At 62.6% G+C, this 26,224-nt stretch carries 28 protein-coding genes; 14 read left to right on the plus strand and 14 right to left on the minus strand.

Annotation, left to right across the window (positions count from 1 at the left end; translation table 11 throughout):
- Nucleotides 1–7: 7 nt before the first annotated feature.
- From pcaB to AOT96_RS06580, 4 genes are read left to right on the plus strand one after another with little or no spacing between them, the layout of a single operon-like run.
- The gene (gene pcaB / locus AOT96_RS06565; RefSeq protein WP_065351458.1) at nucleotides 8–1,336 is read left to right on the plus strand and encodes a 3-carboxy-cis,cis-muconate cycloisomerase; all 1,329 of its coding nucleotides are present in this window, start codon (nucleotides 8–10) and stop codon (nucleotides 1,334–1,336) included.
- Nucleotides 1,333–2,514 carry a bifunctional 3-oxoadipate enol-lactonase/4-carboxymuconolactone decarboxylase PcaDC gene (gene pcaDC, locus AOT96_RS06570; protein ID WP_064114168.1) on the plus strand — a complete coding sequence of 394 codons (1,182 nt, stop codon included), beginning with the start codon at nucleotides 1,333–1,335 and terminating at the stop codon, nucleotides 2,512–2,514. The genes pcaB and pcaDC overlap by 4 nt, the downstream gene beginning before the upstream one ends.
- Nucleotides 2,511–3,335 carry an IclR family transcriptional regulator domain-containing protein gene (locus AOT96_RS06575; RefSeq protein WP_007730008.1) on the plus strand — a complete coding sequence of 275 codons (825 nt, stop codon included), beginning with the start codon at nucleotides 2,511–2,513 and terminating at the stop codon, nucleotides 3,333–3,335. The genes pcaDC and AOT96_RS06575 overlap by 4 nt, the downstream gene beginning before the upstream one ends.
- A gap of 24 nt (nucleotides 3,336–3,359) precedes the next feature.
- Nucleotides 3,360–4,571: an acetyl-CoA C-acetyltransferase gene (locus AOT96_RS06580; protein ID WP_030536550.1), complete on the plus strand. Its 1,212-nt coding sequence runs from the start codon at nucleotides 3,360–3,362 to the stop codon at nucleotides 4,569–4,571.
- Here AOT96_RS06580 and AOT96_RS06585 read toward each other — a convergent pair whose 3' ends face one another.
- Complete coding sequence (locus AOT96_RS06585) at nucleotides 4,572–5,111, minus strand: MarR family winged helix-turn-helix transcriptional regulator (RefSeq protein ID WP_231915051.1); 540 nt, start codon at nucleotides 5,109–5,111, stop codon at nucleotides 4,572–4,574.
- A 72-nt stretch (nucleotides 5,112–5,183) separates the two neighbouring features.
- Here AOT96_RS06585 and AOT96_RS06590 point away from each other — a divergent pair, with 72 nt between their 5' ends.
- Complete coding sequence (locus AOT96_RS06590; RefSeq protein ID WP_030536548.1) at nucleotides 5,184–5,909, plus strand: SDR family NAD(P)-dependent oxidoreductase; 726 nt, start codon at nucleotides 5,184–5,186, stop codon at nucleotides 5,907–5,909.
- Here the strand turns inward: AOT96_RS06590 and AOT96_RS06595 are convergent, their stop codons facing one another.
- Together AOT96_RS06595 and AOT96_RS06600 are read right to left on the minus strand one after the other, a co-directional pair.
- The gene (locus tag AOT96_RS06595) at nucleotides 5,910–6,629 is read right to left on the minus strand and encodes a dienelactone hydrolase family protein (protein WP_050654570.1); all 720 of its coding nucleotides are present in this window, start codon (nucleotides 6,627–6,629) and stop codon (nucleotides 5,910–5,912) included. It lies immediately after the preceding gene.
- Nucleotides 6,630–6,675: 46 nt separating this feature from the next.
- Nucleotides 6,676–7,683: an ABC transporter substrate-binding protein gene (locus tag AOT96_RS06600; protein ID WP_065352769.1), complete on the minus strand. Its 1,008-nt coding sequence runs from the start codon at nucleotides 7,681–7,683 to the stop codon at nucleotides 6,676–6,678.
- 179 nt (nucleotides 7,684–7,862) lie between these two features.
- Here AOT96_RS06600 and AOT96_RS06605 point away from each other — a divergent pair, with 179 nt between their 5' ends.
- A complete protein-coding gene (locus AOT96_RS06605; RefSeq protein WP_065351459.1) occupies nucleotides 7,863–8,636 on the plus strand; it encodes a class II aldolase/adducin family protein in 774 nt (257 codons plus the stop codon).
- A gap of 12 nt (nucleotides 8,637–8,648) precedes the next feature.
- Here AOT96_RS06605 and AOT96_RS06610 read toward each other — a convergent pair whose 3' ends face one another.
- The 3 genes from AOT96_RS06610 to AOT96_RS06620 are packed head-to-tail and all read right to left on the minus strand — an operon-like array spanning nucleotide 8,649 to nucleotide 11,728.
- Nucleotides 8,649–9,593, minus strand: a complete 945-nt coding sequence (locus tag AOT96_RS06610; RefSeq protein WP_065351460.1) for a C-terminal binding protein — start codon at nucleotides 9,591–9,593, stop codon at nucleotides 8,649–8,651.
- Complete coding sequence (locus tag AOT96_RS06615; protein ID WP_065351461.1) at nucleotides 9,590–10,210, minus strand: TetR/AcrR family transcriptional regulator; 621 nt, start codon at nucleotides 10,208–10,210, stop codon at nucleotides 9,590–9,592. The genes AOT96_RS06610 and AOT96_RS06615 overlap by 4 nt, the downstream gene beginning before the upstream one ends.
- Before the next feature lie 42 nt (nucleotides 10,211–10,252).
- Nucleotides 10,253–11,728: a sodium:solute symporter gene (locus AOT96_RS06620; protein ID WP_065351462.1), complete on the minus strand. Its 1,476-nt coding sequence runs from the start codon at nucleotides 11,726–11,728 to the stop codon at nucleotides 10,253–10,255.
- Between the two features lie 168 nt (nucleotides 11,729–11,896).
- Between AOT96_RS06620 and AOT96_RS06625 the strand changes: the two genes are divergently transcribed.
- Together AOT96_RS06625 and AOT96_RS06630 are read left to right on the plus strand one after the other, a co-directional pair.
- Nucleotides 11,897–12,790, plus strand: a complete 894-nt coding sequence (locus tag AOT96_RS06625) for a LysR family transcriptional regulator (RefSeq protein WP_003939834.1) — start codon at nucleotides 11,897–11,899, stop codon at nucleotides 12,788–12,790.
- Between the two features lie 139 nt (nucleotides 12,791–12,929).
- The gene (locus tag AOT96_RS06630) at nucleotides 12,930–13,133 is read left to right on the plus strand and encodes a cold-shock protein (RefSeq protein ID WP_003939930.1); all 204 of its coding nucleotides are present in this window, start codon (nucleotides 12,930–12,932) and stop codon (nucleotides 13,131–13,133) included.
- Between the two features lie 69 nt (nucleotides 13,134–13,202).
- On the opposite strand, the gene AOT96_RS06635 is transcribed toward AOT96_RS06630, so the two are convergent.
- The 4 genes from AOT96_RS06635 to AOT96_RS06650 form a co-directional block, all read right to left on the minus strand.
- On the minus strand, nucleotides 13,203–13,931 hold the full coding sequence (locus AOT96_RS06635) for a Clp protease N-terminal domain-containing protein (RefSeq protein WP_081558480.1): 729 nt from the start codon (nucleotides 13,929–13,931) through the stop codon (nucleotides 13,203–13,205).
- A gap of 70 nt (nucleotides 13,932–14,001) precedes the next feature.
- On the minus strand, nucleotides 14,002–14,787 hold the full coding sequence (locus AOT96_RS06640; RefSeq protein ID WP_050654629.1) for an alpha/beta fold hydrolase: 786 nt from the start codon (nucleotides 14,785–14,787) through the stop codon (nucleotides 14,002–14,004).
- 83 nt (nucleotides 14,788–14,870) lie between these two features.
- Nucleotides 14,871–15,863, minus strand: coding sequence for an ABC transporter substrate-binding protein (locus AOT96_RS06645; protein ID WP_007729992.1), 993 nt, complete (start codon nucleotides 15,861–15,863; stop codon nucleotides 14,871–14,873).
- A 428-nt stretch (nucleotides 15,864–16,291) separates the two neighbouring features.
- Nucleotides 16,292–16,930, minus strand: coding sequence for a DUF2461 domain-containing protein (locus AOT96_RS06650; protein WP_003939783.1), 639 nt, complete (start codon nucleotides 16,928–16,930; stop codon nucleotides 16,292–16,294).
- A gap of 80 nt (nucleotides 16,931–17,010) precedes the next feature.
- On the opposite strand from AOT96_RS06650, the gene AOT96_RS06655 reads away from it, so the two are divergent.
- Entirely contained in the window at nucleotides 17,011–17,862 is an 852-nt protein-coding gene (locus AOT96_RS06655) for a mechanosensitive ion channel family protein (protein ID WP_442978601.1), read from the plus strand.
- A gap of 94 nt (nucleotides 17,863–17,956) precedes the next feature.
- Here the strand turns inward: AOT96_RS06655 and codB are convergent, their stop codons facing one another.
- Together codB and AOT96_RS06665 are read right to left on the minus strand one after the other, a co-directional pair.
- The gene (codB, locus tag AOT96_RS06660; protein ID WP_065351463.1) at nucleotides 17,957–19,288 is read right to left on the minus strand and encodes a cytosine permease; all 1,332 of its coding nucleotides are present in this window, start codon (nucleotides 19,286–19,288) and stop codon (nucleotides 17,957–17,959) included.
- Complete coding sequence (locus tag AOT96_RS06665; protein WP_003940577.1) at nucleotides 19,285–19,749, minus strand: nucleoside deaminase; 465 nt, start codon at nucleotides 19,747–19,749, stop codon at nucleotides 19,285–19,287. Before AOT96_RS06665 ends, codB begins: the two co-directional genes overlap by 4 nt.
- A gap of 175 nt (nucleotides 19,750–19,924) precedes the next feature.
- Between AOT96_RS06665 and AOT96_RS06670 the strand changes: the two genes are divergently transcribed.
- On the plus strand, nucleotides 19,925–21,445 hold the full coding sequence (locus tag AOT96_RS06670) for a PucR family transcriptional regulator (RefSeq protein ID WP_231917399.1): 1,521 nt from the start codon (nucleotides 19,925–19,927) through the stop codon (nucleotides 21,443–21,445).
- Nucleotides 21,446–21,471: 26 nt separating this feature from the next.
- Nucleotides 21,472–22,116 (plus strand): formylglycine-generating enzyme family protein, encoded by a 645-nt coding sequence (locus AOT96_RS06675; protein ID WP_065352772.1) that lies wholly within the window; start codon nucleotides 21,472–21,474, stop codon nucleotides 22,114–22,116.
- Here the strand turns inward: AOT96_RS06675 and AOT96_RS06680 are convergent.
- Both AOT96_RS06680 and AOT96_RS06685 read right to left on the minus strand, forming a co-directional pair.
- Nucleotides 22,099–22,674, minus strand: coding sequence for an AAA family ATPase (locus AOT96_RS06680; RefSeq protein WP_065351464.1), 576 nt, complete (start codon nucleotides 22,672–22,674; stop codon nucleotides 22,099–22,101). The two genes, AOT96_RS06675 and AOT96_RS06680, sit on opposite strands and share 18 nt — an antisense overlap.
- Before the next feature lie 18 nt (nucleotides 22,675–22,692).
- Nucleotides 22,693–23,802: a DUF6670 family protein gene (locus AOT96_RS06685; RefSeq protein WP_065351465.1), complete on the minus strand. Its 1,110-nt coding sequence runs from the start codon at nucleotides 23,800–23,802 to the stop codon at nucleotides 22,693–22,695.
- Nucleotides 23,803–23,948: 146 nt separating this feature from the next.
- Between AOT96_RS06685 and AOT96_RS06690 the strand changes: the two genes are divergently transcribed.
- From AOT96_RS06690 to AOT96_RS06700, 3 genes are read left to right on the plus strand one after another with little or no spacing between them, the layout of a single operon-like run.
- Complete coding sequence (locus tag AOT96_RS06690) at nucleotides 23,949–24,791, plus strand: alpha/beta hydrolase (protein WP_019745522.1); 843 nt, start codon at nucleotides 23,949–23,951, stop codon at nucleotides 24,789–24,791.
- Between the two features lie 2 nt (nucleotides 24,792–24,793).
- Nucleotides 24,794–25,360, plus strand: coding sequence for a nucleotidyltransferase family protein (locus tag AOT96_RS06695; protein WP_065351466.1), 567 nt, complete (start codon nucleotides 24,794–24,796; stop codon nucleotides 25,358–25,360).
- Nucleotides 25,361–25,418: 58 nt separating this feature from the next.
- Nucleotides 25,419–26,222, plus strand: coding sequence for a transglutaminase-like domain-containing protein (locus tag AOT96_RS06700; protein WP_030536536.1), 804 nt, complete (start codon nucleotides 25,419–25,421; stop codon nucleotides 26,220–26,222).
- The last annotated feature ends 2 nt before the right edge of the window (nucleotides 26,223–26,224 follow it).

Consider the following 26,224-nt stretch of genomic DNA (forward strand, 5'->3'; position numbering starts at 1 on the left):
AGTACACATGCCCACTCGCGGCGCACTGTTCGACCCGGTGTTCGGGGCCACCCGCGTATCGGAGCACCTGTCCGACCAGGCGTGGGTCACCGCGTTGCTCGACGTGGAGGCCGCACTGAGTTGTGCGATGGCCACAGTCGGGTTGGCGGACGGGGAACATTGCGCCGCGGTGGCTGCTGCCGCGGCCGAACTCTCACAACCGGGCGGTCTGGACATCGTGGCGCTCGGCCGCGCGTCGGCCGCCGGCGGAAATCCCGTCATTCCGCTGGTGAAGATGCTGCGCGAAAGGGTCGGACAGGAAGGTGTGCCTGCCTCCGTGGTGCACCCGGGCGCCACCAGTCAGGACATCATGGACTGTGCGCTGATGCTGTTGACGCGACGCGCGGGCGCGGTGGTTCTGGCCGACCTGGCCCGCGCCGCCGATTCCGCCGCCCACCTCGCCCGCCTCCATCGCTCTACTCCGATGGTCGCGAGAACCCTGGGACAACAAGCACTTCCGACCACCTTCGGGCTACTGGCATCGAGTTGGTTCACCGCACTCGACGCCGCAGCGATTCGCCTCGAGATCGTGCTGTCCACGTTGCCGGTTCAATTCGGCGGCGCCGCAGGCACACTCGCTGCGTTGTATCCCGATGGGCTCAGGATCGCCGATGCACTGGCAGACGAACTCGGCCTGGCCAGGCAGGTCACTCCCTGGCACACCGACCGCGTGACCATCGCAGAACTCGCGACCACGCTCGGTATCGTCGCCGGCGCTGTTTCCAAGCCCGCCACCGACATCACCGTCATGGCGTCCACCGAACTCTCCGAGGTCGCCGAAAGCGCTCCGGGCGGCTCATCGGCCATGCCGCACAAGCAGAATCCCGTCGCGGCCATCACCGCCCGCGCAGCAGCGCGACGTGCTCCCGCACTGGTCGCCACAGCCCTGTCGAACATGGATCACGAATTCGCCCGCGCTGCAGGCCCCTGGCACGCCGAGTGGGAAACCGTCACCGATCTCCTGCGTCTGGCAGGCGGAGCGGCGCACCAACTGTCCGTGAGCCTCACCGGCCTGCAAGTACACACCGAGTCGATGGCTCGCAATCTCGACATCACCGGTGGCCTGATTCTCGCCGAGCGTGTCACCAAGGCCCTGTCCGCACACACTGATCGAGCGCGCGACATCGTCACCGCGGCAGCCACTTCCGGAACCAGATTGGATCGTGATCCCGCCATCGCAGAGCACCTGAGCGAAACCGAGATCGCCGAACTACTCGCCCCCGCACACTATCTGGGCCACGCCACCGATCTGGTCGACCGCGCCCTCGCCGAACGCCCCACAGGAGGATCTCGATGAGCGTCGCGCTCAACTTTCAACAGACCGGCAATCTCGATGCCCCGGCAGTGGTTCTCCTGGGTTCACTCGGATCCGATCTGTCCATGTGGCAGCCGCAGATTCACGCGCTGTCGAATCGCTACCGCGTCATCGCCGTCGACCATCGCGGCCACGGCAAGTCACCGGTGCCTACGGGCCCCTACTCAATTGCCGATCTCGCCGGCGATGTCATCGCTCTCCTCGATTCGCTCGAACTCGAGTCCGTACATCTCGTCGGGCTCTCCCTCGGCGGCGCTGTCAGCCAATGGATCGCCGCGCACCACCCCACTCGCGTCGAGACGTTGACATTGATGTGCACGTCCTCGCAGTTCGCCCCGGCTCAACCGTGGATCGATCGTGCTCGGGCTGTCCGTGCGGACGGTATTGCATCCATCGCGGCCGCCGTCGTCGGACGCTGGTTCACGCCGGGACTGGCCGAGAACGATCCGGAGCTTGTCGCCCGTCACGTCGCGATGGTCGAAGCCACACCCGACGAGGGCTATGCCGCCTGCTGCGAGGCGCTTTCGACGTGGGACGGCCGCAACGACCTGGCCCGCATCGTCGCTCCGACGCTCCTCGTCGCGGGCGAGCAGGATCCGGCGACGCCTCCGTCGACGTTGGGTGCGATCGCCGACGGCATCGCCGATGCGGTACTGCACGTGGTCGATCCGGGCGCACACCTGGCCAACGTCGAACAAGCCGGGCGCGTCACCAAACTACTTGCAACGCATATTGCCTCGCACACATCTGCGCTCGCCCAACGTAGCGCCGCGGTGTCGGCCGGCATGACCGTACGACGCCAGGTGCTCGGCGACGCCCACGTCGACCGTTCCATTGCCGGTGCCACCGAGTTCACCGCCCCTTTCCAGGACTTCATCACTCGCACGGCGTGGGGTGACATCTGGTCGCGCCCCGGCCTCGATCACCACACCCGCAGGCTCCTCACTCTCGCGATCCTCACTGCCGTCGGCAACGAACACGAACTCGACATGCACATTCGCGCTGCGCTGCGTGCCGGGATCGATCCCGACGAACTCGTGGAAGTATTTCTCCATACCGCGGTCTATGCGGGTGTGCCGAACAGCAACTTGGCTTTTGCGCTGGGAAAGCAAGCACTCGCGGACCTCTCGGCCGAACCTGAGGAGAACGAGACAACATGAGTGAGAACAGCAGCGAGCAGGCGCCGGGACCGTCCCCGGACTACGTGCAGTCGCTGGCCCGTGGGCTTTCCGTCATCAAGGCTTTCGACGGTGAGCACCCGCGTCGCACCCTCAGCGAGGTTGCCCGGCACACCGATCTCACGCGTGCGACTGCTCGCCGCTTCCTACTCACGCTCGTCGAACTCGAATACGTACGTACTGACGGTTCGGTGTTCTGGTTGACGCCCCGTGTCCTCGAACTCGGCTACAGCTACCTCTCCAGTCTGTCCCTTCCCGAGATCGCCGGGCCGCATCTGGAAGCCTTGTCCGCCAAGGTCCGTGAATCCACGTCCGTGTCGATCCTCGACGGTGACGACGTCGTGTACGTGGCTCGTGTTCCGGTCAGCCGCATCATGACGGTGTCCATCACCATCGGCACGCGCTTTCCCGCGTACGCCACATCCATGGGTCGAGTTCTGCTCGCCGGCTTGCCCGACGACGCACTGGACGCCTACCTCGCCCGAGTGTCCTTCGCCCGCCTGACCGGCAAGACCATCTCCACCGCCGACGGACTGCGTGCCGAACTCGAGAAGATTCGCGCCGACGGGTTCGCGATTGTCGATCAGGAACTCGAAGAGGGTCTGCGCTCGCTCGCCGCACCCATCCGGGACGCGACCGGTGACGTGGTCGCGGCCGTCAACATCTCCACCCAAGCCGCCCGCTACAGCGCCGAAGCTGTTCGCGGTGAACTGGTTCCGGCCGCAGTCGCCACCGCGGACGCCATCTCCGTCGATCTCGGACGTACTCAGTCGTCCAACAATCACTCGGCTGCCACCCGCTGACCGAGCAGACCCAAGGAAGAACCAATGCCTGACGTTGTCATCTGTGAACCGCTCCGTACCCCTGTCGGCCGCTTCGGCGGTGTCTTCCGTGACGTAGCCCCGGAAGATCTCGCCTCGACGCTGATCACCGAACTCGTCACGCGTACCGGCATTTCCGGCGCGGAGATCGACGACGTCATTCTCGGCCAGGCTTCGCCGAACGGTGAGGCTCCGGCGATCGGACGCATCGCGGCGCTCAACGCGGGTCTGGGCATCGATGTTCCCGGCATGCAGGTGGATCGCCGGTGCGGGTCGGGATTACAGGCAGTCATCCAGGCCGTCATGCAGGTTCAGTCCGGTGGCAGTGACCTGGTCCTCGCCGGCGGTGCCGAGTCGATGAGCCAGGCCGAGTTCTACGCAACCGGAATGCGTTGGGGCGTCAAGGGTGAAGGAGTTGCGCTCAGCGATCGTCTCGCGCGCGCCCGCGTCACAGCCGGCGGACGTGACTTCCCGGTTCCCGGCGGAATGATCGAAACGGCAGAGAACCTGCGCGCCGAGTTCTCCATCAGCCGCGAGGATCAGGATGCACTCGCGGTTCAGTCCCATCAGCGTGCAGTCGCAGCACAGAAGAACGGCGTCTTCGCCGAGGAAATCGTTCCGGTATCCGTTCCGCAGCGCAAGGGCGAGGCCCTGCTCGTCGACACCGACGAGCATCCACGCGCCGACACCTCGATGGAATCGCTTGCGCGCCTTCGTCCCATGCGCGCAAAGATCGACCCGGACTCCACCGTGACTGCAGGTAATGCCAGCGGGCAGAACGACGGCGCAGCACTGGCGATCGTCACCACCGCCGACAAAGCTCGTACCCTCGGACTGCGACCGCTCGCACGCCTCGCGAGTTGGAGCGTTGCGGGCGTTCCGCCGCGCACCATGGGCATCGGCCCCGTACCGGCGTCGGAGAAGGCACTCGGCCGCCTCGGATTGACCCTGGCGGACATGGACGTCATCGAACTCAACGAAGCCTTTGCGGCACAAGCACTTGCAGTCCTGCAGAGCTGGAATCTCGAGGCCGACGACCCACGCATCAACCCCAACGGCTCCGGCATCTCCCTCGGACATCCGGTCGGTGCCACGGGTGGACGAATCCTGGCCACCCTGTTGCGCGAGATGGACCGTCGCGAAGCGCGTTACGGCCTCGAGACGATGTGCATCGGCGGCGGGCAGGGCCTGGCTGCGGTCTTCGAGCGCCTGTCCTGATCAAGCCCCGACGTGCGGGACGCCGGAGTCACCAAGTTCGCCGCGTAGGCCGTCGAGAAAGACACGCAGCAGGTCGGTGAGTTCGGCCTGCTGCTGCTCGGTGAGAATCGACGTCAGTTCGGCTTCACGGCCGAGGACTCGGTCCACCAATTGCTCCACCAGTTCGTGACCGGCGGCAGTGAGGGTCACGAGCACTATTCGTGACCCTTCCGCGGCGGAAGACCTCTCCACCAGACCCGCGTTCTCCGCGCGCGCGAGTCGCTGCGAGATTGCACCGGCTGTGACTCCGGTCTGCTCGGTGATCTGGCGAGTCGTCAACTGATACGGCTCGCCGGATCGCCGCAGGACACTGAGCAGGTCCAGCGTGGCTGTGTCCGCACCGGCCGAGGCGAGTACCCGTCGGCGATCCTCACCGAGCAGCTTGGCGCACATCCACAGCCTGGTGACGATGCCGATACCCTCCACGGGCGTGCCCGGCCTTTCGCGAAGCCATGCCAAGGCAACCGCGTCCACCGCGTCGTCCGGGTTGTAGTCGCCCACCACTGCACACCTCGTTTAGCTCTAAATGATACGTTCTTCGTATAGGTCTAAACGTAGCTCACGGAGGTAGGCATGACACGCACAGTTCTGGTAACCGGCGGCGGAACAGGGATCGGACGCGCAGTTGCAGCGGCGTTCGCCCGAGACGGAGACACCGTTTTTGTCACCGGCCGACGCACGGAACCACTCGAAAAGACCGCGGAGGAGTTGGGCGATAATGTTCACGCCTTGACTTGTGACAACTCCGACCCGAAAGACCTAAAGCGGCTGCAGGATTCACTTCCGGGAACCATCGACGTCGTGGTGCACTGCGCCGGCGGTAACACGGACTTCGATCGCGAAGCGCCGTCAGATCTGGAATCCCTGGCCGCCGGGTGGCGGGCCAATCTGGACTCCAATCTGATCTCGGCAGTGTTGACCACAGCAGCAGTTCGAGATCGAATCCCCAGTGGCGGTGCCGTCATCACCATCGGATCGATTGCCGCCGACAAGGGAGCTGGAGCGTACGGCGCTGCCAAAGCAGCAGTTGCGACGTGGAATGTCGATCTGGCCGCCGAACTGGGCCCAGAAGGCATCACGGCGAACATCGTCTCCCCCGGTTACATCGCCGACACCGAGTTCTTCCGGGACTTTCTGACGGACGAGCGTCGCGCGATGCTGATCGAATCCACCAGCACCAAGCGCGCCGGAACCCCGGACGACATCGCATCAGCCGTCCATTTCTTGGCCTCACCGGGTGCCCGGCAGATCACCGGTCAGGTATTGGCAGTCAACGGCGGCGAGAGAACCAGTCGCTGATCACGCCAGGTGGCGCTCGAAGAACGAGTCGATTCGCTTCCAGGCATCCTGCGCTGCAACAGGATCGGGACCGATTCCGAGGATGCGCTCCAAAGGACGAAGCACCTTGGGTCCGGCCTCCGCGTCGTTGAGGAACGCGTGGCCGGCGGTGGGGTACTCCTTGACGTCGTTCTCGATACCGGCATTGCTGAGCGCCGTCTCCAGCTTCGCTGCAGCACCCCGGAGCGAAAAGTCCTTGCCTCCGAAACTCCCGACGATCGGGCACGCATCCACCACGGCCTCATCGAGTTTGCGTGGAAGCTGACCGTAATTGACCGAGGCAGCGTCGAAATCTCCGGCGCTGACCATCGCGAAGCCGCCGCCCATGCAGAATCCGATGACACCGATCTTTCCGGTGCAGTCCCGGGATTCCACCAGCCAACTGCGAGCGACTTCGATGTCGGTGAACGCCTTGCCGTGTCCTCGAAGCATCGACGTCATGGTGGGCACTAGGCACCGCTTCGCCCCGCCCGCGCTGTAGAGGTCGACAGCAAGCGTCAAAAACCCCGCAGCGGCCAGCCGCTTGGCTTGCCGCTGCATCACCTCCTCGAGCCCGAAGGCCTCGTGAATCATCACTACCCCCGGCCACGGGCCGGGGGTAGTGGGGGTTTCGAGTATCGCTCGCAGCGGTTGTGATCCGCCGACTACTGCGGCGCGGCCCGTCAGATCTATGTCCACCATGTCTCGATGCTAGGCCGACGCGGCGTCAATAGGCTCGGAAGCGAGGTCAGGGGAGCTGTTTTCCCTGGCCCGCTGCAAGCCCGGTCAAGACCTCGGCGAGCTGCGGCAAGGCGTACGGTGCGCTCAGTGGACCGAAATTGTCGACAAAGGCATTCGAGAGCAGAAGTTCGACCGGCGCATAGGCTCGCGCCTTCACCGCGGGGAGGTTCTGGAAAACTGCGAAGTTCTCCAACCTCGTCGTCGCTTCCTGATCAGAAGCGAGGCTGAGCAAAATGTCTGCGGGTGCGAGTACCTCCGCCTGCTCCATCGACAGCGCAGTCATCTGCTCGGCGTTGTATCCGCGATAGTCGAGTCCGAGTTCGCGCAGCAGAACCCCGGGCGCACTGGCATCCCCCTGCACATACAACTGATCGCCGTACATCGAGCCGATCATGATCGTCTTGCCACCCAAGCCGTTCAGGGAAGCTGCGGTGTCGGAGATCAGAGCGTCGGTCCGGGCGATCGCTGCAGCAGCAGCCTCGTCGACAAAAGCGGCCTGCCCGACCGTGGCAACGCCGTCACGCCACGACGTGGTCCAGTCCAGCGCGACGACCGGCGCGATCTGACTGAGCCTCTCGGCTGCCGGTTCGAGATAAGTCTTCATTCCGATGATGAGGTCCGGCGAGTAGCGCGCGATGATTTCCGGGTTGATTTCGCCTGTGGTGCCGAAGCTTTCGAGGTCGGCTATTCCAGCGGTGCTTTGCCAAGGCAGTGCACCGCGGTCCCACGCACCCGTATTGCCGTAAGCGACTGGGTGAACACCGAGCGAGAGCAGGAATTCCAGATCCGTGAAGTCGCTGGCAACAACGATCCTTTCCGGCTTTCCCGAGATCGTGGTGGTTCCGAGCGCATTGATCACCTCACGTTGTTCGCCGGCATCAGAAGCATCTGATGTAGTCGAACACCCCGCAAGGATGGCGGCCGCTGCCACTGCGCCGACCCCGAAGAACCCACGGCGGCTGAGCTGGTCCACAAGTTCAGCGGTCGTCGGTGATTCGCGAATCGTTCCGTACACGTGTGCACTCTCCTTCTCGGCGTCTGCTGCGCACACCGAGGGCACAGCGAATGCGAGATTAGCCCACCCTGAGCACGCATGGGGCTCCTACGTTTTAGTGCACGGCAACCATTGACGTTTAAATATATCGATTGATATATTTAAACGAAAGTTGTACTGCCCATCGAAACGGAGACCGCATGAGCGCGCCGGCCACCATCCAACCAACAATTGCCAAGTCCGAACTGGAACTTCGCCGCGAACTCGCCGCCGTCTACCGGTTGCTCGCCCACTTCAAGATGACGGACCTCATCTTCACGCACGTCTCGGTGCGCCTACCGGGACCCGAACATCACTTCCTCATCAATCCGTACGGCCTACTCTTCGAAGAGATCACAGCATCCAACCTGGTCAAGATCGATCTCGATGGGAATCTCGTCGAGCCGTCCGAATATCAGGTCAACCCAGCAGGATTCGTGATCCATGGGGCAGTGCACTCCGCGCGGTCAGACGCACAGTGCGTCCTTCATACCCACACCAAGGCCGGCTGCGCCGTCGCAGCACAGGAAGACGGTCTGCTGCCGCTCAACCAGATCTCGATGGAGTTCTACAATCGGGTCGGCTACCACGACTACGAGGGCATTGCTCTCAACACCGTCGAGCGTGAGCGGTTGGTGAAGGATCTCGGCACTCACCCCGCGCTGATTCTCCGCAATCACGGCCTGCTGACTGTCGGCGTGACTGCGTCGGAAGCATTTCTGCGAATGTTCTACCTGGAGAAAGCATGCGACATCCAGATCGCCGCACAGGCTTCCGGCAGTCTGCGCCTACCCTCCCCTGAACTGGCGGAGTACACCGCCAGACAATTCGCGGGCGAGGTGAAAGACGAGTTCAGTGACGACCAGGCTTACGAATTAGCCTGGGCTGCACTACTTCGCCTTCTCGATCGAATCGATCCGGAATACAAGAACTGAGGCGAGCGCCCCTCAGAACCCCGGTGCGGCTACAACGCCCACCGGGGACTTTCCCGTCAGCACCGCAACGACGTTGAGTGCGGACTGCCTGGCCAGGGTCCCCGAGACCGCCGACGAATACCAGGCGGCATGAGGAGTGATCGTCAGGTTCGGAATCTGCAGTATCGGATCATCAGCAGTCGGCGGTTCTGCCGGTAGCACGTCGACCGCAGCGCCGGCCAATCTGCCGCTACGCAAAGCACTTCCGAGCGCTTCGTGATCGACGAGGCCTCCGCGCGAGACGTTGACCAGGAACGATCCCGGCTTCATCGACGCCAAAGCCTGAGCGTCCACGATGCCCGCAGTCTCCGCAGTCAACGGAACATGCACGCTCAACACGTCCGATCGACGCAGAAGCTCGTCCCACTCCACGACCTCGACGCCGGGCGCTCCGGCCGAGAGCGAACGCCCCGCTGCCAAGACCGTCATCCCCAGCGCTGCTGCTCGGCTGGCAAGTGCCTGAGCGATCAGTCCGAATCCATAGAGGCCCAGAACTGTTCCTGCAATCCGACGTGGCGGATACTCCACGACACTCCAACGACCTTGGTGCACTGCGGCATCAAGCGGACCGATGGAGCGCAGCAAGGACAGGATCGACGCCAGCGCATGATCGGCCACCTCCTCGGTGCAGTAGTCGACCGCGCGAGTGACGGTGACGCCCCGATCATGCGCCGCGCCCACCGGCAGGTGATCGAACCCGGCCGAGGTGGCCGCGAGGAGACGCAGATCCGGCAAGGAGTCGAGATGATCTGCGTCGAGCCCTACAGTCTCCGGCCCCACCAGTAGCGCGATTATGCCTGCGCCGCTCGGGATCTCGGAACTGAACTCGACGCCGACGTCGATCCCGGCGGCGCCGAGAGTTTCTCGCAGAGTGCCGAGGTCGATGAAATCGTCGAGCACCACGATTCGATCCGTCACGTCCGAGCCTCCGCGGATATCGCTTGCAAGACTGCGTCGACGCCTCGGGCCACCGCGCCGGGAGCCCGAATGGCGTCCATCATGAAGGGATCAAGAATCGACTGCATGGCAAGGCCGTCGGTGAGTCCGACCAATCTGATCGTCACGAGGTCGGGGTCGACATCTGCCGGCACCGATCCCTCCTGTTGCGCCTCCAGAACCGTCTCGCGAACGATCCGGCGCCACCGAGCGAGAAAGCCCGCGATCTCACTGCGAGCCTTCTCTTCCTGTGCGCCTTCGGCGTAGAAGAAGAGGAACACGCGCGTCATCGCCAGGCGTCGATCGTCGAGCGGCAAGACACTGGCGGTGATTCCCCGCAACTTTTCGAGCGCCGAGTTGTCTGCCTGATCCAGGATGACCTGATACTGATCACCTTGGATGTCCGCGGCCCGGCGCAGTGCGGCAAGGAGAAGTTCGTGCCGAGAATTGAAGTAGTGGTTCAACACTCCGGTCGACCATCCACTCTCCTCGGCAACCGCCCTGGTGGTCACCGCCGAGATACCCTCGCGGGCAATCAGGCTGAGAACAGCGTCGGCCAGCACCAACCGTCGCTCGTCGTGATCAACGACCTTGGGCACGATCTACCTCCTTGTGGCGTGCACTCCTGCACGCACCGACCTTCAGGCTATCGGGGCAACTTCCGGTTCGGCCGTCTCCGTGTCCTTTCCGGAAACTCGCTCGTTCCAGATCTTCATCACCGCGGGCGGAGTCGGCGCCGTGGTCAGACTCAGCGCAACGAAGACAACGAGTGCACTCTCCAGACCGACGTACACCGGTTCGTTGGCCAGCACGTCGCCGACGACGAACATCGTGATCAGAGTCGCCGCCGTTCCCACCGCCATCGAAGCCATTGCCGCGGTTCCGGTGGCCCTCTTCCACACCAGACCACCGAGGATGGGGACGAGCAGGCCACCCACGAGGATGTCGTACGCAATCGTGAGCGCCGCGACGATGTCGTTGATCAGAGCAGCGAGAACGATACTGACGAGGCCGATCACGATGACGTACAGGCGGTTTCCGCGCACATCTGCTTCCGGATCGGACGTATCCAGGCCAGGCTGTGTACGCCCGAAGATCTTCGAGACGAGAGGCAAGACGTCTTGCCGAGCCACTGTGGCAGTGGCGATCAGTGCGCCGGAAGCGGTCGACATCATCGCTGCGACGGCGGCTGCCAGCACAATTCCGCTGAGACCGATCGGGAGAACGTGAACGGCGACGTCGGCGTAGACGTCGTCGGACGAACCGATGTCGGGCATCAGAGCCGAAGCCGCCAGACCGATCAGCGCACCTACCACACCGTAAAGCAGGCAGTAAACGCCCGCAGCGACGCCGCCCCAGCGCGCAACTTCGGGCGACTTGGCCGTGAACACGCGCTGCCAGATGTCCTGCCCGATAAGGATTCCGAGCGTGTACACGACGAAGAAGGTGATGATCGTGCCAGTGCCGATAGTGCCGAGTGAGAACGCTGCGTCGCCCACACGCTCCTTGATCCCGTCGTACCCACCCGCTTTCGACCAGGTGAACGGGAGCAGGAGGAAGAAGATTCCGATCGTCTTGATGACGAACTGAACAACGTCGGTCAGCGTGATCGACCACATGCCCCCCATCGCGGAGTACGCGACGACGATCAATCCACCGAGGACTACGGAGAGCGTCCGGTCGAAACCGAAGAGCACGTTGAAGATAGTGGCGTAGGCGATGGTGGACGTGACGGTGAGCATCAACGTGTAGGCCATCATCACGATGCCGGACGCGCCGGTTGCGTCGATTCCGTAGCGCAACTTCAGCATTCCCGAAACCGTGTACACCTTCAGACGCTGAATCCGGGAGGCGAACAACAAACTCAGCAGGAGCACACCAGCGGCGATGGAGACAACCAACCACATACCGGAGATTCCGTATTTGTAGCCGAGGCCGACACCGCCGACCGTCGACGCTCCGCCGATGACGACGGCGGCCATCGTGCTCGTGTAGAGAACTCCACCGAGCCTTCGACCGGCGACGAGGTACTCACTGGAGTTGCTCGCGCGGCGTTTGCCCCACCAACCGAAAGCCAGCATTGCGGCCAGGTAGGTCAGGATTATGGCTATGTCCATGGTGACGATTCCTTCGTGAAGTACCAGCAGGTCCGAGAGCAGACGCCGGTCTCGTCAGACCGCCTGAGGAAACCGTAGAAGACGATTGACGTGAAATAAATCACTTGATACAAATAATCACTTCAGAAATTTCTGATGTATCTGTTCTCGACTCTGCCGAGGTACCCGATGCGCAGCACACTTCCCGATCTGAAACTGCTTCGGATCTTCACCTCCGTGGTGCGCCATCAGGGCTTCGCGCCGGCACAGCAGGATCTAGGACTGTCCGCCTCGGCGATCAGCACCTACATGAGCCAACTCGAACGCCAACTCGGCATCGTCCTGTGCCACCGCGGTCGCAGTGGGTTCAGCCTGACCAGCAAGGGCGAGCTCTACCACCAGGAATGCGTCCGCATCCTCGGCGAGCTGGAGGGGTTCGAGCGGTATGCCACCGCACTCCAAGGCGAACTTCGGGGAACGATGACCGTCGGGGTACTGGATTCGACTGTCACGGATTCGACGCTCCCGCTCGCCGACGTCATCGGTGAATTCAGCCGAACACACCCCGGTGTCTATCTCGACCTCAAAATCCAAACTCCGCACGAGCTTCAGGTAGGCGTTCTCGACGACCGCATCGACGTGGCGATCGGAGCGTTCGCCTCGCCCATGAACGGCCTGACAGCGCAGGCTCTACACCGCGAGCAGCACTGGCTCTACTGCAGCGACAAACATCCGCTCTTCTCGAGCAAGCGGGTGCACCCGGACGTCATCACCCGTCAACGAATGGTCACCAGGGGTTATTGGAGCGAAGCCGAGTTGGCTCGCCAAGGATTCACCGAGAGATCGGCCACCGTCGAGAACATGGAGGCGCAACTCATTCTGATCCTCTCGGGCGGATACATCGGATATTTGCCCGAGCACTACGCCGGATACTGGGTCGACCAGCAACGATTGCGCCCACTCTTGCCCGCCTCCTTCGGATATCAGGCACCGTTCTCCCTGATCTATCGCCGCGGACGGGCACGCGAACCACTGGTCCTCGCTTTCCGTGAATTGGTCAGAACCAGCGTCGAGGATCAGTAGCGCAGCCACCTCCGATAGTCCTGACAACTCGCTTTCTGCACGTCGCCCACCGTTCGACTTGCGCGGCGTGGGAGGATAGACATATCGAGATCGGGACTTCGATGTGAGGGCCCGGATCGAGTTTGTAGGGAGTATCGGTATGGCACAGGGCATCGTGAAGTGGTTCAACGGCGAAAAGGGCTTTGGTTTCATCGCTCCCGACGACGGAACACCGGACGTGTTCGTTCATTACTCTGAAATCTCGGGCAACGGCTACAAGTCGCTCGACGAGAACCAGCGTGTGGAGTTCGAGGTTGGCCAGGGCCAGAAGGGTCCTCAGGCCACCAATGTGCGCGCTGTCTGATCAGTGACACAAGAAGAGGGCCGCACCCGCAAGGGTGCGGCCCTCTTCTGCATCGGATTCACCTCTGAATCACTGATCCTGAATGACGGCCAACGCTCCAACGATGTTCGACTCCGCCACCGACTTCGAGATTCCGAGATCAGCCAGAACACCTGATCCGTCTTCGAGTTCGAGCAGTGCGAGCAGGATGTGCTCGGTTCCGATGTAGTTGTGGCCCAGGCGAAGAGCCTCACGGAACGTCAGTTCCAGGACCTTGCGCGCACGAGCGTCGTACGGAATGAGTTCTGGTAGTTCGGAAGTCGGAGCCGGTAGTACACCGGCCACTGCAGCTCGGACGGATCCGAGCTCCACGCCCTGCGCCACTATCGCCTTCGCAGCCAACCCGGCAGGCTCCTCGACGAGCCCCAGGAGCAGGTGCTCCGGCCGGATCTCTGCGTTACCGGCGGCGCGGGCTTCGTTCTGCGAGGCCATGACGACGTTCTTCGCCCGGGGAGTGAACCGGTTGAACCCTTCGTTCGGATCCATCGGCTTCTGATCACTCGGCGCCTTGGGAACAAAACGCTTCTGCGCAGCCTGCTTCGAGACACCCATGCTCGCGCCGATCTCCGTCCACGACGCTCCCGACCGGCGCGCCTGGTCGACGAAGTGACCGATCAGGTGATCTGCAACTTCACCGAGATGATCAGCGGCAATCACGGCGTCGGAGAGTTGGTCGAGAGCATCGGTGTGCACCTTCTTGATCGCGTCGATGAGGTCGTCGAGTCGAACCTTGTTGGTCATTTCCACTGGTTTGCTCATGCGTCAACCATAGGTTGACGCAATCGAAAGCGTCAACCCTAGGTTGACGATCGTCTTCGCCGCCCAGTGCTCAGCCGGAAAAGAATTCACGCAGAGCCGGGACAATAGCGTCGTCGGCGACGCCGTGGCCCTGACCGGGGATCTCCAAAGTCTTTGTCCCCGAGACTTTTGCAGCGATTCTCGTCGCCGAGGCAGGTGCCCATTGACCACTGTCACCGCCGTACATGACCAACGTGGGGACGGTAATGGAGGCAAGCCAGTCGAGCGACTGACAGCCGTGATCACACACAGCGACGTCGTAAGGCAAGGTGTGCGCGATGGCGCACATGTCGGGCCAATCGGCACTCCGCTTGATCTCGTCGACCATCTCCGGAGACGCGCCGGTCAGATCCAGAAAACGCGTCACAGCACCTTCCCTGTCGCCGCCCGCAATCAATCGCTCCAGGTCACTTTGGGCAGTCTCGTCACGCTGGTCGTCGTCCATGTACGGCGCCTCGTAGACGGCGAGCTTACGCATCGGAACGGCCTGCGCAGCGGCCTCCAAAGCCAGCGCGGCACCCGACGACAATCCGTAAACGAGCGGTGTTTCACCGGTGGCAGCGACGACCGCCCGCAAGTCCTCCACCTCGGCGTCGATCGAGAACGCGCGACTGTCACCGCTGTCCCCGCGTCCGCGCCTGTCGTACGAGTACACCGTGAAGTCCGCCGCCAACTCTGCAGCCAGGGAATCGAACCAACCGCGGTCGCAGAACGCTCCGGCGACCAGGACCACTGCTGGTCCGGCACCGGAGCGTTCGTATGCGATGGTCGTACCGTCACGGGATTGCACTACCGCTGGGGATTGCTCTGTTTGCACGTCGATCTCCTCAGGTCTGGTCAATGCCTACCTGATTAGACCGCCCGCGTTACCTAAACTCATCGGTCCGGTCGGCAGAGGCTTCAGCTGATCTTGTTGTACAGGGCATCCCAACCCTGTGCCACGTACGAAATCGTGTAGATCGAACCGTAGAACGTAGAGCCACCCAGACTGGTGACGTTGCCCGCCTGCACTGCCGGGAGTCGCTGCCACAGCTTGCTCGCCACCAATGCCTGGTACGCCGCACTGTCCTCGTTCTCGGTGATCATGAAGCCGTCGACGCCGGCCAGCACGTCGAGGCCTTCGAGGCTGACGCCGCCCTCGGGATCGAGCCCCTCCGAGGTGGCGGTTTTGCCACCGATGTCGCCGAGCGTCATGTCGCTGGGCTTGTCGCCCTTCTCGGAGGTACGGATGCTCGTGACGTACAGCGTGTTCGTGTCCGGCATGAACGAGACACTGGCGACGGTCTTGGACGCAATCTTCTCGGCATGACGACTGCGGATGTCGGAAATCAGATTGTCGTAGTCGAGCGTCAATCGATCGAGTGTGGCCGTTCGACCGAGCCAGCCCGACAACCGCGAGAGGTTTGTGCGCCAGTCGTCGGTGAACTCTGTCGTCAGAACCGGTGCGATGGTGGACATCTCGGCCACCGGCCACCACTCGCTCTCGTAGTTCAGGCACACGATCAGGTCGGGCTCGAGCGCCAAGATCTGCTCGCGGTTGGGGATCTCCGACAGGAACGGTACCGACGAATCGATAGGCACCCACGGTGTCGCCTGGGCGTACGTGTAGCCGACGAGCGGAAGTTCCAGAGCTACAGCAGGTTCCAGATCGAGCCGCGAGTCGATCGCGACAACCCTCTTCGGATTGACAGGAATGTCGTACGTTCCGAGAGGTGTCGTCACAGAACGCATTTCGGTTTCACCCGAACTGCTCCCGCTGTCACCGCAGGCCGCCAGGAACGCGCCCAGCCCGGCGATTCCGGCACCGAAGCCGAACTGCCGACGTGTGAGGTCCGAAACGAGGCGGTTGTCGGAGTAGCCCTCGGGGAGCAAGAGCGTGGATTGAGCGGGCATGCGTGTCGAACCTCCAAAAGAAATGAATCATCCACTGTTGCGAGCGGATAAGGATGCCCTAACAGCGTACGCAGGGAGGATCGTCGCGATCGGCCCAGAAATAGTCGAATCAGGCCAATTCGCACCCCTTACTTGTCGAGTTTGCGCATCTCGACGAAGTAGACCGCACTGAACGCGAGGTAGGTGCCGACGATTCCGAGGACCGAGATGATCAGGACGAGAGCGAGAAACATAGCCATGATGGTCTCCACTGACACGGGTTGTTCACGATGTCGATCGAGAGAAAATGGCTTCGAACTGCGGCGCTGCGACTCGAAGCGGGGCCGAAACTTTCGGTTACACACACCACGCTAGCCCCAGGCGTCTCGAGTTTTGATGAACTCGAGGTGAACTCTCCTACGGCTACGTCACACTTTTCTGTCGGACGGTCAGTTCGGTCCGAGCACCTGTCCGGACCATTCGACCAAAGGCGTCAGTGCGCGCCACGCTGTGCGAACTTCCTTCAATGTCCTGGCGCTGTCCAGCCACGACGGGCTTGGGTAACTACGACCAGCAGTCAGCGACTTGTGACGCAGCAATTCGATCCGCGGGTGATCGACCGTGTATCCGCGAGGCGCCGTCTTGAGCTTGTCGCCGCCGATCGTGAATCCGGCCTTCTCGACGGAGGCCAGGATCTTCTCGAGCTCCGGCCCTCGAACGTCGTCGTCGACAGCCGCACGATAACGCGCGATGGTCTCCGAACTGCTGGCGTAGAAACCACCGGCCACCATCAATCCTGCCGCGTCGATCTGCACGTAGTAGCCACAGCTCTCGGCGAGACCGACGAACGCGCCCTGGTGCGTCTTGTACGGGATCTTGTCCTTCGAGAATCGAACGTCACGATACGGCCGAAAGAGCTTGGCTGTGCCGAATTCGTCCTCCAACGCCGCGGTCAACGACGCCATCGGACGACGAACCACTTCGTCGTACGTCTCCTTGTGCGCTGCCCACCAGGTCTTGCTGTTGTCGGCCTCCAAGTCTTCGTAGAAGTCGAGTGCAGCAACGGGTATGCCAGTGAACGCAGCCATGGCGTAAGCCTAGCTGCCTGTTCGGCTTTGGACCGTCTGCCCTGCACCGATGCCCGGATCGGCCCGAATCCGTAGACTGCATGGGGATGATTTCCGAAATACAAGCATGGGAACTGACCGATACCAACCGAGACTGGTTGATTCACCGACCCGTCGAGGTCGCGATCTACGTGGCGCTCGCAGTCGTTCTGCGCTTCGCACTGCACCGCGGGATCGATCGAATGTCGAAGCCTCGCAAGTCTCCGAACGCCAAGGTGAACGAGCGCAGATCGCAGCGAGCCCGGACCATCGGTTCGGTACTCAAATCGACGGTGTCCATCGTCATCCTGGTCTGGTGTGTGCTGCAGATTCTCGGCATCCTCGGGATCAACGTCGCGCCGTTCATCGCATCCGCCGGAGTCATCGGTCTAGCCATAGGTTTCGGTGCACAAAACCTGGTGCGTGACTTCCTCTCCGGCATCTTCATGTTGCTCGAGGATCAGTACGGTGTCGGCGACGTCGTCGATCTCGGCGACGCGGTCGGCACCGTCGAAACAGTGGGCCTGCGCGTCACCACGATTCGAGATGTGAACGGCACCTTGTGGTACTGCCGCAACGGCGAAATCCTGCGAGTGGGCAACATGAGTCAGGGTTACGCCACTGCAGTGCTCGATCTCCCCATCGCCCACAACGCGAACGTGCACAAAGCGTGTGAGGTGGCGACGCGAGCTGTCCTCGAGGCGGCAGAGTCCGAACCGATCAGGGCGGACATGATCGACAAGCCGGAGATGCTGGGAGTCAATTCGGTTACTGCCGAGGCAATTACCATTCGAGTGACGGCGCAGGTCAAGCCTGGGCGCCAATGGGCAGTCCAGCGCGCATTTGCGCGCTCGGCGCTGACTGCGTTCGAAGAGCAGGGAATCGAGGCACCGTACCTGCCTGTTCTGCGATGACGGTTGAGACGGAAGCGTCTGCCCTTTCCATCAAGTACGCGAGCCCCCGGCGCGGTCGATACCGCCGGGGGCTCGCTGGTGCCTGAAGCATGATTCAGACGGTGGAAGTCGAGACCTCCCGATCTGCCGAACTGTTGCCAAACACCCGGTGCAGGAACATCGTCAGTGCAATGGCTACCACGATTCCGATCAGCGGCGGGATTCCCACCTCGAACTCACCGGAAAGCCAAGCGAGGAACGCTGCGACGGCATAGACGGCCAGGTTTCGCCAGTGGACCGGCTGCGGGGTGTACCCCTCGGGTATGCCTCGCCGCCACCGGCACAGGAAGTCAGCGATGATCACGCCGCCCAATGGCGGGATGAAAGTTCCGAGCAGGCTCAGGTAGTCGACCAGATGGTTGTGCACACCGGTCAGAGCGAGCGCCGTGCCGATCACACATCCACCGATGACGAACGGGGTCTTGCGGGGCTTTCTGAACAGTTCGGCACCGGCCACTCCGAATGCGTATGCGGTGTCTGCGTTGCTCTTCCAGAGGTTTCCGAACAGCAAGACCAGGCCCCAGCCGACAAGCCCGAGGTTGTAGAGGATCAACACGAAGTCACCCTCGTGGAACGTGATGGCTCCGATGGCGCCGAACAGGATCATCAATCCGTTTCCGAGGAGGAACCCGATAACGCAGGCCCACACCGCTTGTGATCCGGAACGGGCAAACCTGGTCCAGTTGGGCGCTTGCGTTCCCGCCGATACGAACGTGCCGACGACAGTGGTGATTGCGAGCGCGATCGTCATGGTCGTCTGCGGTTGAACCGAGACCAGGCCGGAGAATCCACCGACCTCTTCGAGGGACCGGAATACGACCCAGCAGGCCAACGCCAGGATCAAGGGCGTCGAGACGAGCGAAACCCAGTACATTCCGCGGTAGCCGTAGCAGGCGGTGACGCACATCAAGATGCTCGCCGCGATCATCACCGACGCCCTGGCGAGGTAGGAATCCCAGCCCAGCGCCTGGGCGGTGAGATCGCCGATCGTGCCGATGATGACGCCGTACCAGCCGATCTGAGTACCGCCCAGCAGGATCGAAGCAAGCTTGGACCCGCGAGTGCCGAAACTGTAGCGCGCCATCACAACTGTAGTCAGTCCGGTTCGGGCTCCGACGAACCCCATCATGGCGACGTAGACCCCCAAGATGGCGGATCCGGCGGCGATCACCACCATCAGTTTCCAGAACGAGAACGCGGTACCGAGCGCTGCTCCGGCCAACATCGTCGGTGTGAAGATGGTGAACCCCAGCAACACCACCGCGAGCGAGAAGAACGGCTTACGTGCATGAAGCGGAACCGGAGTGACGGGATAGTCTGGATCGATCGGGTGGCCTGCGCTCTCCGAATCGCCTGCGACCGTGGCAGGTTCGACGGCGCTGCTCATACAACTTCGCCGATGTCTTCGAGCCACAGGCTCGGGCGCTCGGCCAGCATGCGGTCCATCAGTGCCACACACTCCGCGTCGTCGACGACGTCGACCTGAATTCCGCTGCTGCGCAACCATTCCTCCGATGCCTCGAAGGAACGATTTTCGCCGACCACGATTCGAGGGATCTCGTACAGGCGAGCCGTTCCGGCGCACATGAAGCACGGCGACAAAGTCGTGTAGAGGACACACTCGCGATACACCGAGGCCGGCAGTCGTCCGGCGCGCTCGATGCAGTCGGTCTCTCCATGACGGATGGCGCTGTTCATCTGGACCCGACGGTTACGTCCGACTGCGAGAACCTCGCCCCGGTGAATCAGCGCCGCGCCGATCGGCACGCCGCCCTCCTCCCAACCGATCTTCGCCTGTTCGATCGCAAGTCCGAGAAAATACTCATCGGTGTGTGCCGGATGATTCATGTGCGCTCCTGGAGTCTGACCAAAATCGTCGATTGTGGCTCGTGTCACAATCCGACCACGGTGGTAACAGCCCGACAAGGGACAACCTGTCAGTTCGGCGGAACTAGCTCTATGACGAAGTGCCCCCTCGGCGGACGATATAGAAATGCTCCCGACTCTGCGACAAGTTCTTGCGATGCCCTCGTTCAAGGCCGCCGCAATCGAGGTGCTCGCGGGCGACGTCGATACCGCGGTGGTCCGCTGGGTCCATTCGTCCGAGGTGTACGAGATGGGTGGGCTGCTGTCCGGAGGTGAGGTCCTTCTGACCACGGGCCTCGGTCTGCACGGGCGATCTCCCGAGCAGCTCACCGCCTACATCGACCAATTGGCGGACGCGGGATGCGTCGCACTCGCGATGGAAGTCGGGCGCTCGTTCCTCACGGCCCCTCCCGAACTCGTCGAAGCTTCGCGCCGACGGGGACTCGCGTTCTTGGCCCTGCACGCAGTAGTGCCCTTCGAGCGGATGGTCGAAGACTTTCACGACCTCATGCTCCGCCGCACTCTCGGTTCGGCGCAAGCGGGCGAGCCTGTCTGGCAAGAACTTCTGAGTCTCGTGGTTGCAGGCCAGGGCATGACTGCGCTGCTCGACAAAGTGTCACGACTCGCGGGGTGCGGCGTCGATCTGCTCGACGCGGATGGCAGAACCGTCGAGCGCAGCACAACCGGCGCAGAGCGATCCGAGACCGAACGCACTATCCACGACGTACGCGGCCCGACGAACTCACTCGGTCGACTTGTCCTGTGCGGGCCGGCAACCACACGCCGAACCGCCGTCGCAAACTGCGCCGCCGTCGCGGTAGCTCTGGAACTCGGCCGTCACGGCGATCTCGGCCCAAGACAGTCACTCGCCCAATCGGTGATCACCGACGTGGTGGGCGGTGTGCTCACATCGCACGGCGACTTGTCCGAGCGACTGACAGCGGCCGGGTGGACGCCGTTGTCGGAGGGGCACCACGTCCTCGTCGCCGCTGTCGACATCGATCGGCAAACCCCGGTTCGAGAGCTCGCTGACCAAGTACGCAACGCCGTGCGGGCCGTGCTCGGCTCCTGTGTCGTCGGGACTGCGGCCAATCACGTCATCGTGCTCGCGCATGGGTGGGCGTCCGCATCCCCCGCTCGAGTGCGGACTGCGTTCACCGAAGCCGACGAGCTGCTACGCCGCGGGCCGGGCGGTTCCGCGGTACGCACGCTCGGAGTGGCGACGCCGGTCGCGGATCTGTCGGGCGTCGGGGCTGCGGTCGCGCAAGCTCGCGAAGTCGTCCAGATCGCGCGGCGCTTCGGCACCCGGACCGGAGTGATCCTCGCGAGGGACGTCGGCGTCCAACGACTGCTCGCCGCCGGAACGACACCCGCTTCGCTGTCCGTGTTCGTAACCGAGCAACTCGGTTCGCTGATCGCATACGACACAGCACATTCCGCCGACCTCGTCCGAACGCTCGACGCGTACCTCGCACATCGGGGCGGCAAGGCGAGAACCGCGGATTTCCTCGGCATTCGGCGTCAGTCGCTTTATGCACGGCTCACGCGTATCGAGAAGCTGATGGGTGTTTCCCTCGACGATCCGGCACAGGTGGTCTGCCTCGGGCTTGCGCTGACCGCATGGCGCATGCGCACCGGCCTTGATCCACAAGCAGCGTTCGAGCGTCTCCCCGGGTGAGCGACAACCTCTGCGATGATGAACGAATGACCGGAGCAGCGGAGTTGATGATCGAGATCCCTGCCGGCGAGGTGCACCTTCGGGACGACCGCAAAGGTACTGCGTGGACCTCGAAAGTCGAATCCTTCCGCCTCGCACGCCATCTCACCACCAGGGCGCTGCTTCACGGAGATTCGTCGGACGATTCGAGCAAACCAGCGGTCGACCTTTCATGGAAGGACGCCATCGCAACCTGCAACACACTTTCGGTCGCGGACGGTCTGACACCCGCATATCGAGACGTCGACACCGATTCTCCGCAGTGGGACCGGGGCGCAACTGGCTACCGGCTCGCCACCGAGGCCGAGTGGCAGTACGCATGCAAGGCCGGCACCTCCGGCTACCGCTACGGCGAGATCGACGAGATTTCCTGGTACAGCGACAATTCAGAGGGTAGAGCGCATCCCGTCGGAACCAAGACACCCAACAACTGGGGCCTGTACGACATGATCGGCAATGTCTGGGAATGGTGCTGGGATCTCTACGACCCCGAGGTTTACGGCACGTACCGGATCTTCCGCGGCGGCAGTTGGGCCGAAAGTGAGCGCGGTTGCGGCGCTACCGTAAGGAGGCGAAGCCACCCGACGTTTGCTATCGACGACTTGGGATTTCGCCTAGCTCAGACGATCTGAGGGCAGACGGCCGAGGACTTCGAGCACAGCCTCGATCTCTTCTCGACTGCGAAGCCTAACTATCGGCAACGACGGCACATCGACAAGGACCGTGGCCATTCGCTCCTCGTTGCGTCCGTCGGTTCGCCAGGCCCAGCGCACCACGTGATCCGGATCGAACAGAATGGTGTGCAGTGGCGGCTCCATGTTGCGATTCCACAACACCTCTCGCTGCAATCGCCGACGCACGGTTCGTGTGATCACCTGGCGCATCACCGTCCGCCGAGGCAGATCCAACCACAGCATCAGGTCCGCACGCTCGGCCAGAAGTCGACGCACCGCACCGTACTGCCACTCGGTCACCCAGGCCGGCTCGCTGGAAAAGCGTCGTACTTCGGTTTCGAAACTGTCGAGCGGAATCCAGTCGGGCCCGTGGAACAGCGAGTCCAGCTCAGTGTGTTCGATCTCGAGAAGCCGCCCGATTCGACCGGCGAGAGTCGTCTTTCCGGCACCGGAAGTCCCCGCGACAAGGATCTTCTGCGGACGAATCGTCAGCGCGGCGGGGTCTACGAAAGGCACCGATACACCCTAGGGGCCTTACACTTCGCAGTCCACCCATTCGATGTAACCGGTGCCGTTGATCGACGCACCGTCGAAGCTTCCCCGGTAGGTATACGCGCCGACGTATCCCTTGCCGTGACCGTAGCGCCACTCCGAGTCGATCTCGGCCTCGAACTCCACGACCGTCCTGCCGTGATCGCGTACCTGCCAACGCAGTACGCGCGGCACACGCATCTCGCGACCCTGTGGGTCGACGTGCAATGCGTCGGCGTACTCGAGCACGTCGAACTCGACGTCGTCGAAGACCTTCGCACTACCGTCGACAGTCCGAATGTAGGCGAGCTTGCACGCCGTAACCCCTGACGCTCGAACATCGGTGAGCAACAACTGATGCCGGTCGTCCAGTTGAACGATCTGGTAGGTGAAAAAGTCGGCCGGGAGCTTCCACGACTCGGGAAGCGCGCGGCGAGTCAACGATTGCGGTGTCATGCACCGCGCGTACTCGACGGTGCACGGAGCCGAAATACTCACCGGTCCATCCGGACTCGCAATTGTTCCGGAGCACTGTGCCAGCAGACTGACGTGGTCGTAGACGGGATTACGCACGAACCACGACGCTTGGTCCGTTGCCACGATCTCGAGATCGACGTCGAATGAGTCGTATCGCCCGGTGACACGGAAGTTCGGATAGCTGTTCTCGATGATCAGGTTGTCACCGAAGGCGATTCGCGAACCATCTTCTTCGAACGCACACTCATCGGCAGCGTCGTACGCCCGGTAGAAGTGATGGCCCGGCGCTGCGGTGGAACTCAGCACGGTTGCGGTGTTTCGCGCGTCTGGTGCAGCGAGATAGTCGTTGTCGAACACCACCGTCCCGGTTGCACCGATCAACGTCATGGTATTGAGGTAACGGAAAGGCCCTGGCAGCCGGGGAACGAAGATCCCGTAGTGCGTCCACGCGAACTTCCGCGAAGCCAGGTGCGGACGCATCATGTCGGGCCGATCGAACGGGCGTACCGATTCCGCCATTCGCTTGTCGATCAGCGGTAGCGCGCCGTCCAGCAAGGCCCGAACCGCGGGTCGCCACAATCGGCGCGAGCGGGTGGCGGGAACAGGGTCGGAACGATCAACGGTTTGTCCGGTCACGCCCCTAAGTTAATGTAACCAGACGTAACAAACAAGTGTCGAATTTTCCTCGACGACCTCACACCCTGAACACCCGCGCCCTGCGCACGCGGCGAATAGCATGTGAGAATCCGCGTACCGGAACCGGTCGCAGAGAGGGCGCAACAATGCAGCACGAAGAGTCGTCGTTCACCGGAGTGGCCGGCACCAAGATCGTCTACGACGTGTGGACACCGGACCGCGAACCCACCGGGGTTCTCGTCCTGTGCCACGGACTCGGCGAACACGCGAGGCGCTACGACCATGTTGCTGCGCGGCTCGGGGAACTCGGGCTCATCGTGTACGCACCCGACCATCGCGGGCACGGACGCTCTGGCGGCAAGCGGGTTCACCTCAAGGAATTCTCCGACTTCACCGACGACGTCCACACGTTGTTTTCGATCGTGACGGCGGCACATCCCGGCAAGGACAAGTTCCTGCTCGGGCACAGCATGGGCGGCGCGATCGCCCTTTCCTACGCCCTCGACCATCAGGCCGATCTCAAAGCCCTCGCCCTGTCCGGACCTGCGGTGATCATCGCAACCGGCACTCCGAAGATCGTGATGCAGCTGGGCAAGATCGTCGGCAAATACCTCCCGGACGTGCCCGTCGAGAACCTGGAAGCTGCTGCCGTATCGCGTGATCAGAAGGTCGTCGACAAGTACAACGCCGACCCGCTGGTTCACCACGGCAAGGTTCCCGCCGGCATCGCGCGCGGCATGATCACCGCCGCGGAAGGCTTCCCGGCGCGCCTGCCCTCGCTCACCATTCCCGTACTGCTTCAACACGGCTCGGACGACCGTTTGACGGACCCGGCCGGCAGCAAGCTCGTCGCAGATCTGGCCGGCTCTTCGGATGTCACCTTGAAGGTGTACGACGGCCTGTACCACGAGATCTTCAACGAGCCTGAGCAGGAAGAAGTTCTGAACGATCTGATCGAGTGGCTGCGTCCGCGGGTCACCGGAGCATAGTCATGTCTACGTGCGGGATCCTGCTGGCGGCCGGGGCCGGATCCCGCATGGGCAAGCCCAAAGCGCTCGTCACAAACGCCGAGGGTCAGTCTTGGCTCCACCACGGGGTGACGACACTGCAGTCCGCAGGCCTCTCACCGGTCATCGTGGTCCTCGGCGCGCAGGCAGAGGACGCCCTCGAACTACTGCCCACCACCGATGTCATTGTGGTGATATCGGATTGGCAACACGGAATGAGCGCGTCACTGCGCTGCGGACTCGAGGCCGCCATGCGAATCGACGACGCAGATGCGGCAGCGATCTCTCTGGTCGACGTCCCGGACCTCAACGCCGACACCGTGACGCGGATCGTGGGTCAGATTTCCCCATCACGAAACATACTGCGAAGAGCTGTCTTTCACGGCCGTCCCGGCCATCCCGTCCTGATCGGACGCGACCACTGGCCGACGCTTGCAAAGTCACTCACCGGGGACGGCGGCGCCAACACCTACCTACGCGAACACGGGGTCGAGTTGGTGGAGTGCAGCGACCTCAGCAGCGGCGTCGACGTCGACTACCCCGAAGCCTGATCGCACGTCACAATCCTCCCAGGTGGTGGGTGTCCGTATTCGGTGTAAAGATGGCCCGATGAAACGTACAGTCGCCGCCCTGCTCGACATCGAGATCGACGAGGCGACCAACCTGGAGTTCAAGATCGCGGTGACGCGCGCGCCGGGTGTCGAACTGCTGGAAACGATGTCGTTCGTCCATGACGGCAATCCGCTCGAACCCCGCGAGATCACCGCCGAACACGGTACCCGGATCCACCTACTCGACTGTGCCCCAGGCAAACTGATCGTCAGCTACGACGCAACCGTCATCGGCCGCGCAGAACCGGCGTCGGTCAGCGACTACGACGTGTCGAAATATCTGCGCCCCAGCCGGTATGCCGAGGCCGACAAGTTCTTCGGTTTTGTCGCCGGGCAATTCGATCTCGCCACTCCCCCGGCCGAACTCCTCCTCGAAGTCACTCGCTGGGTGAGTACACATTTGAGTTATGTTCCCGGCACCAGTCGCGGCACCGACAGTGCGGTCGACACCTTGCTCGCCGGCGCCGGAGTGTGCCGCGACTACTCGCACCTGACCATCTCACTGCTGCGCGCCGTGGGGATTCCCGCTCGACTGGTGGCCGTCTACGCGCCGGGCTGCGATCCGATGGATTTTCACGCCGTAGTCGAAGCCAATATCGACCACGTCTGGCGCGTGGTCGATGCAACGCAATTGGCGCCGCGCAGCAATCTTGTGCGCATCTCGACCGGCCGAGATGCCGCAGACACAGCCTTCCTCGACAATCACGGCGGTTCGATCACGTTGCATGCCTCGGAAGTTCGCGCAGTCGTCGACGGCGTTCTCGACAACGACGACTACGCAACACTCACATCGATCGGCTGAAA

This window comes from Rhodococcus sp. 008, from assembly GCF_001682295.1.
Classification (GTDB): domain Bacteria; phylum Actinomycetota; class Actinomycetes; order Mycobacteriales; family Mycobacteriaceae; genus Rhodococcus_F; species Rhodococcus_F qingshengii.

Bases quoted from the DNA above. Each gene is read 5' to 3' on its own strand.
- pcaB (WP_065351458.1), top strand. From the start codon at position 8: ATGCCCACTCGCGGCGCACTGTTCGACCCGGTGTTCGGGGCCACCCGC.
- AOT96_RS06605 (WP_065351459.1), top strand. From the start codon at position 7,863: ATGAGCGCGCCGGCCACCATCCAACCAACAATTGCCAAGTCCGAACTG.
- codB (WP_065351463.1), bottom strand. From the start codon at position 19,288: ATGAGCAGCGCCGTCGAACCTGCCACGGTCGCAGGCGATTCGGAGAGC.
- AOT96_RS06625 (WP_003939834.1), top strand. From the start codon at position 11,897: ATGCGCAGCACACTTCCCGATCTGAAACTGCTTCGGATCTTCACCTCC.
- AOT96_RS06655 (WP_442978601.1), top strand. From the start codon at position 17,011: ATGGGGATGATTTCCGAAATACAAGCATGGGAACTGACCGATACCAAC.
- AOT96_RS06590 (WP_030536548.1), top strand. From the start codon at position 5,184: ATGACACGCACAGTTCTGGTAACCGGCGGCGGAACAGGGATCGGACGC.
- AOT96_RS06650 (WP_003939783.1), bottom strand. From the start codon at position 16,930: ATGGCTGCGTTCACTGGCATACCCGTTGCTGCACTCGACTTCTACGAA.
- AOT96_RS06645 (WP_007729992.1), bottom strand. From the start codon at position 15,863: ATGCCCGCTCAATCCACGCTCTTGCTCCCCGAGGGCTACTCCGACAAC.
- AOT96_RS06690 (WP_019745522.1), top strand. From the start codon at position 23,949: ATGCAGCACGAAGAGTCGTCGTTCACCGGAGTGGCCGGCACCAAGATC.
- AOT96_RS06700 (WP_030536536.1), top strand. From the start codon at position 25,419: ATGAAACGTACAGTCGCCGCCCTGCTCGACATCGAGATCGACGAGGCG.
- AOT96_RS06675 (WP_065352772.1), top strand. From the start codon at position 21,472: ATGACCGGAGCAGCGGAGTTGATGATCGAGATCCCTGCCGGCGAGGTG.
- AOT96_RS06630 (WP_003939930.1), top strand. From the start codon at position 12,930: ATGGCACAGGGCATCGTGAAGTGGTTCAACGGCGAAAAGGGCTTTGGT.
- AOT96_RS06695 (WP_065351466.1), top strand. From the start codon at position 24,794: ATGTCTACGTGCGGGATCCTGCTGGCGGCCGGGGCCGGATCCCGCATG.
- AOT96_RS06665 (WP_003940577.1), bottom strand. From the start codon at position 19,749: ATGAATCATCCGGCACACACCGATGAGTATTTTCTCGGACTTGCGATC.
- AOT96_RS06670 (WP_231917399.1), top strand. From the start codon at position 19,925: ATGCCCTCGTTCAAGGCCGCCGCAATCGAGGTGCTCGCGGGCGACGTC.
- AOT96_RS06575 (WP_007730008.1), top strand. From the start codon at position 2,511: ATGAGTGAGAACAGCAGCGAGCAGGCGCCGGGACCGTCCCCGGACTAC.
- AOT96_RS06580 (WP_030536550.1), top strand. From the start codon at position 3,360: ATGCCTGACGTTGTCATCTGTGAACCGCTCCGTACCCCTGTCGGCCGC.
- AOT96_RS06635 (WP_081558480.1), bottom strand. From the start codon at position 13,931: ATGAGCAAACCAGTGGAAATGACCAACAAGGTTCGACTCGACGACCTC.
- AOT96_RS06595 (WP_050654570.1), bottom strand. From the start codon at position 6,629: ATGGTGGACATAGATCTGACGGGCCGCGCCGCAGTAGTCGGCGGATCA.
- AOT96_RS06620 (WP_065351462.1), bottom strand. From the start codon at position 11,728: ATGGACATAGCCATAATCCTGACCTACCTGGCCGCAATGCTGGCTTTC.
- pcaDC (WP_064114168.1), top strand. From the start codon at position 1,333: ATGAGCGTCGCGCTCAACTTTCAACAGACCGGCAATCTCGATGCCCCG.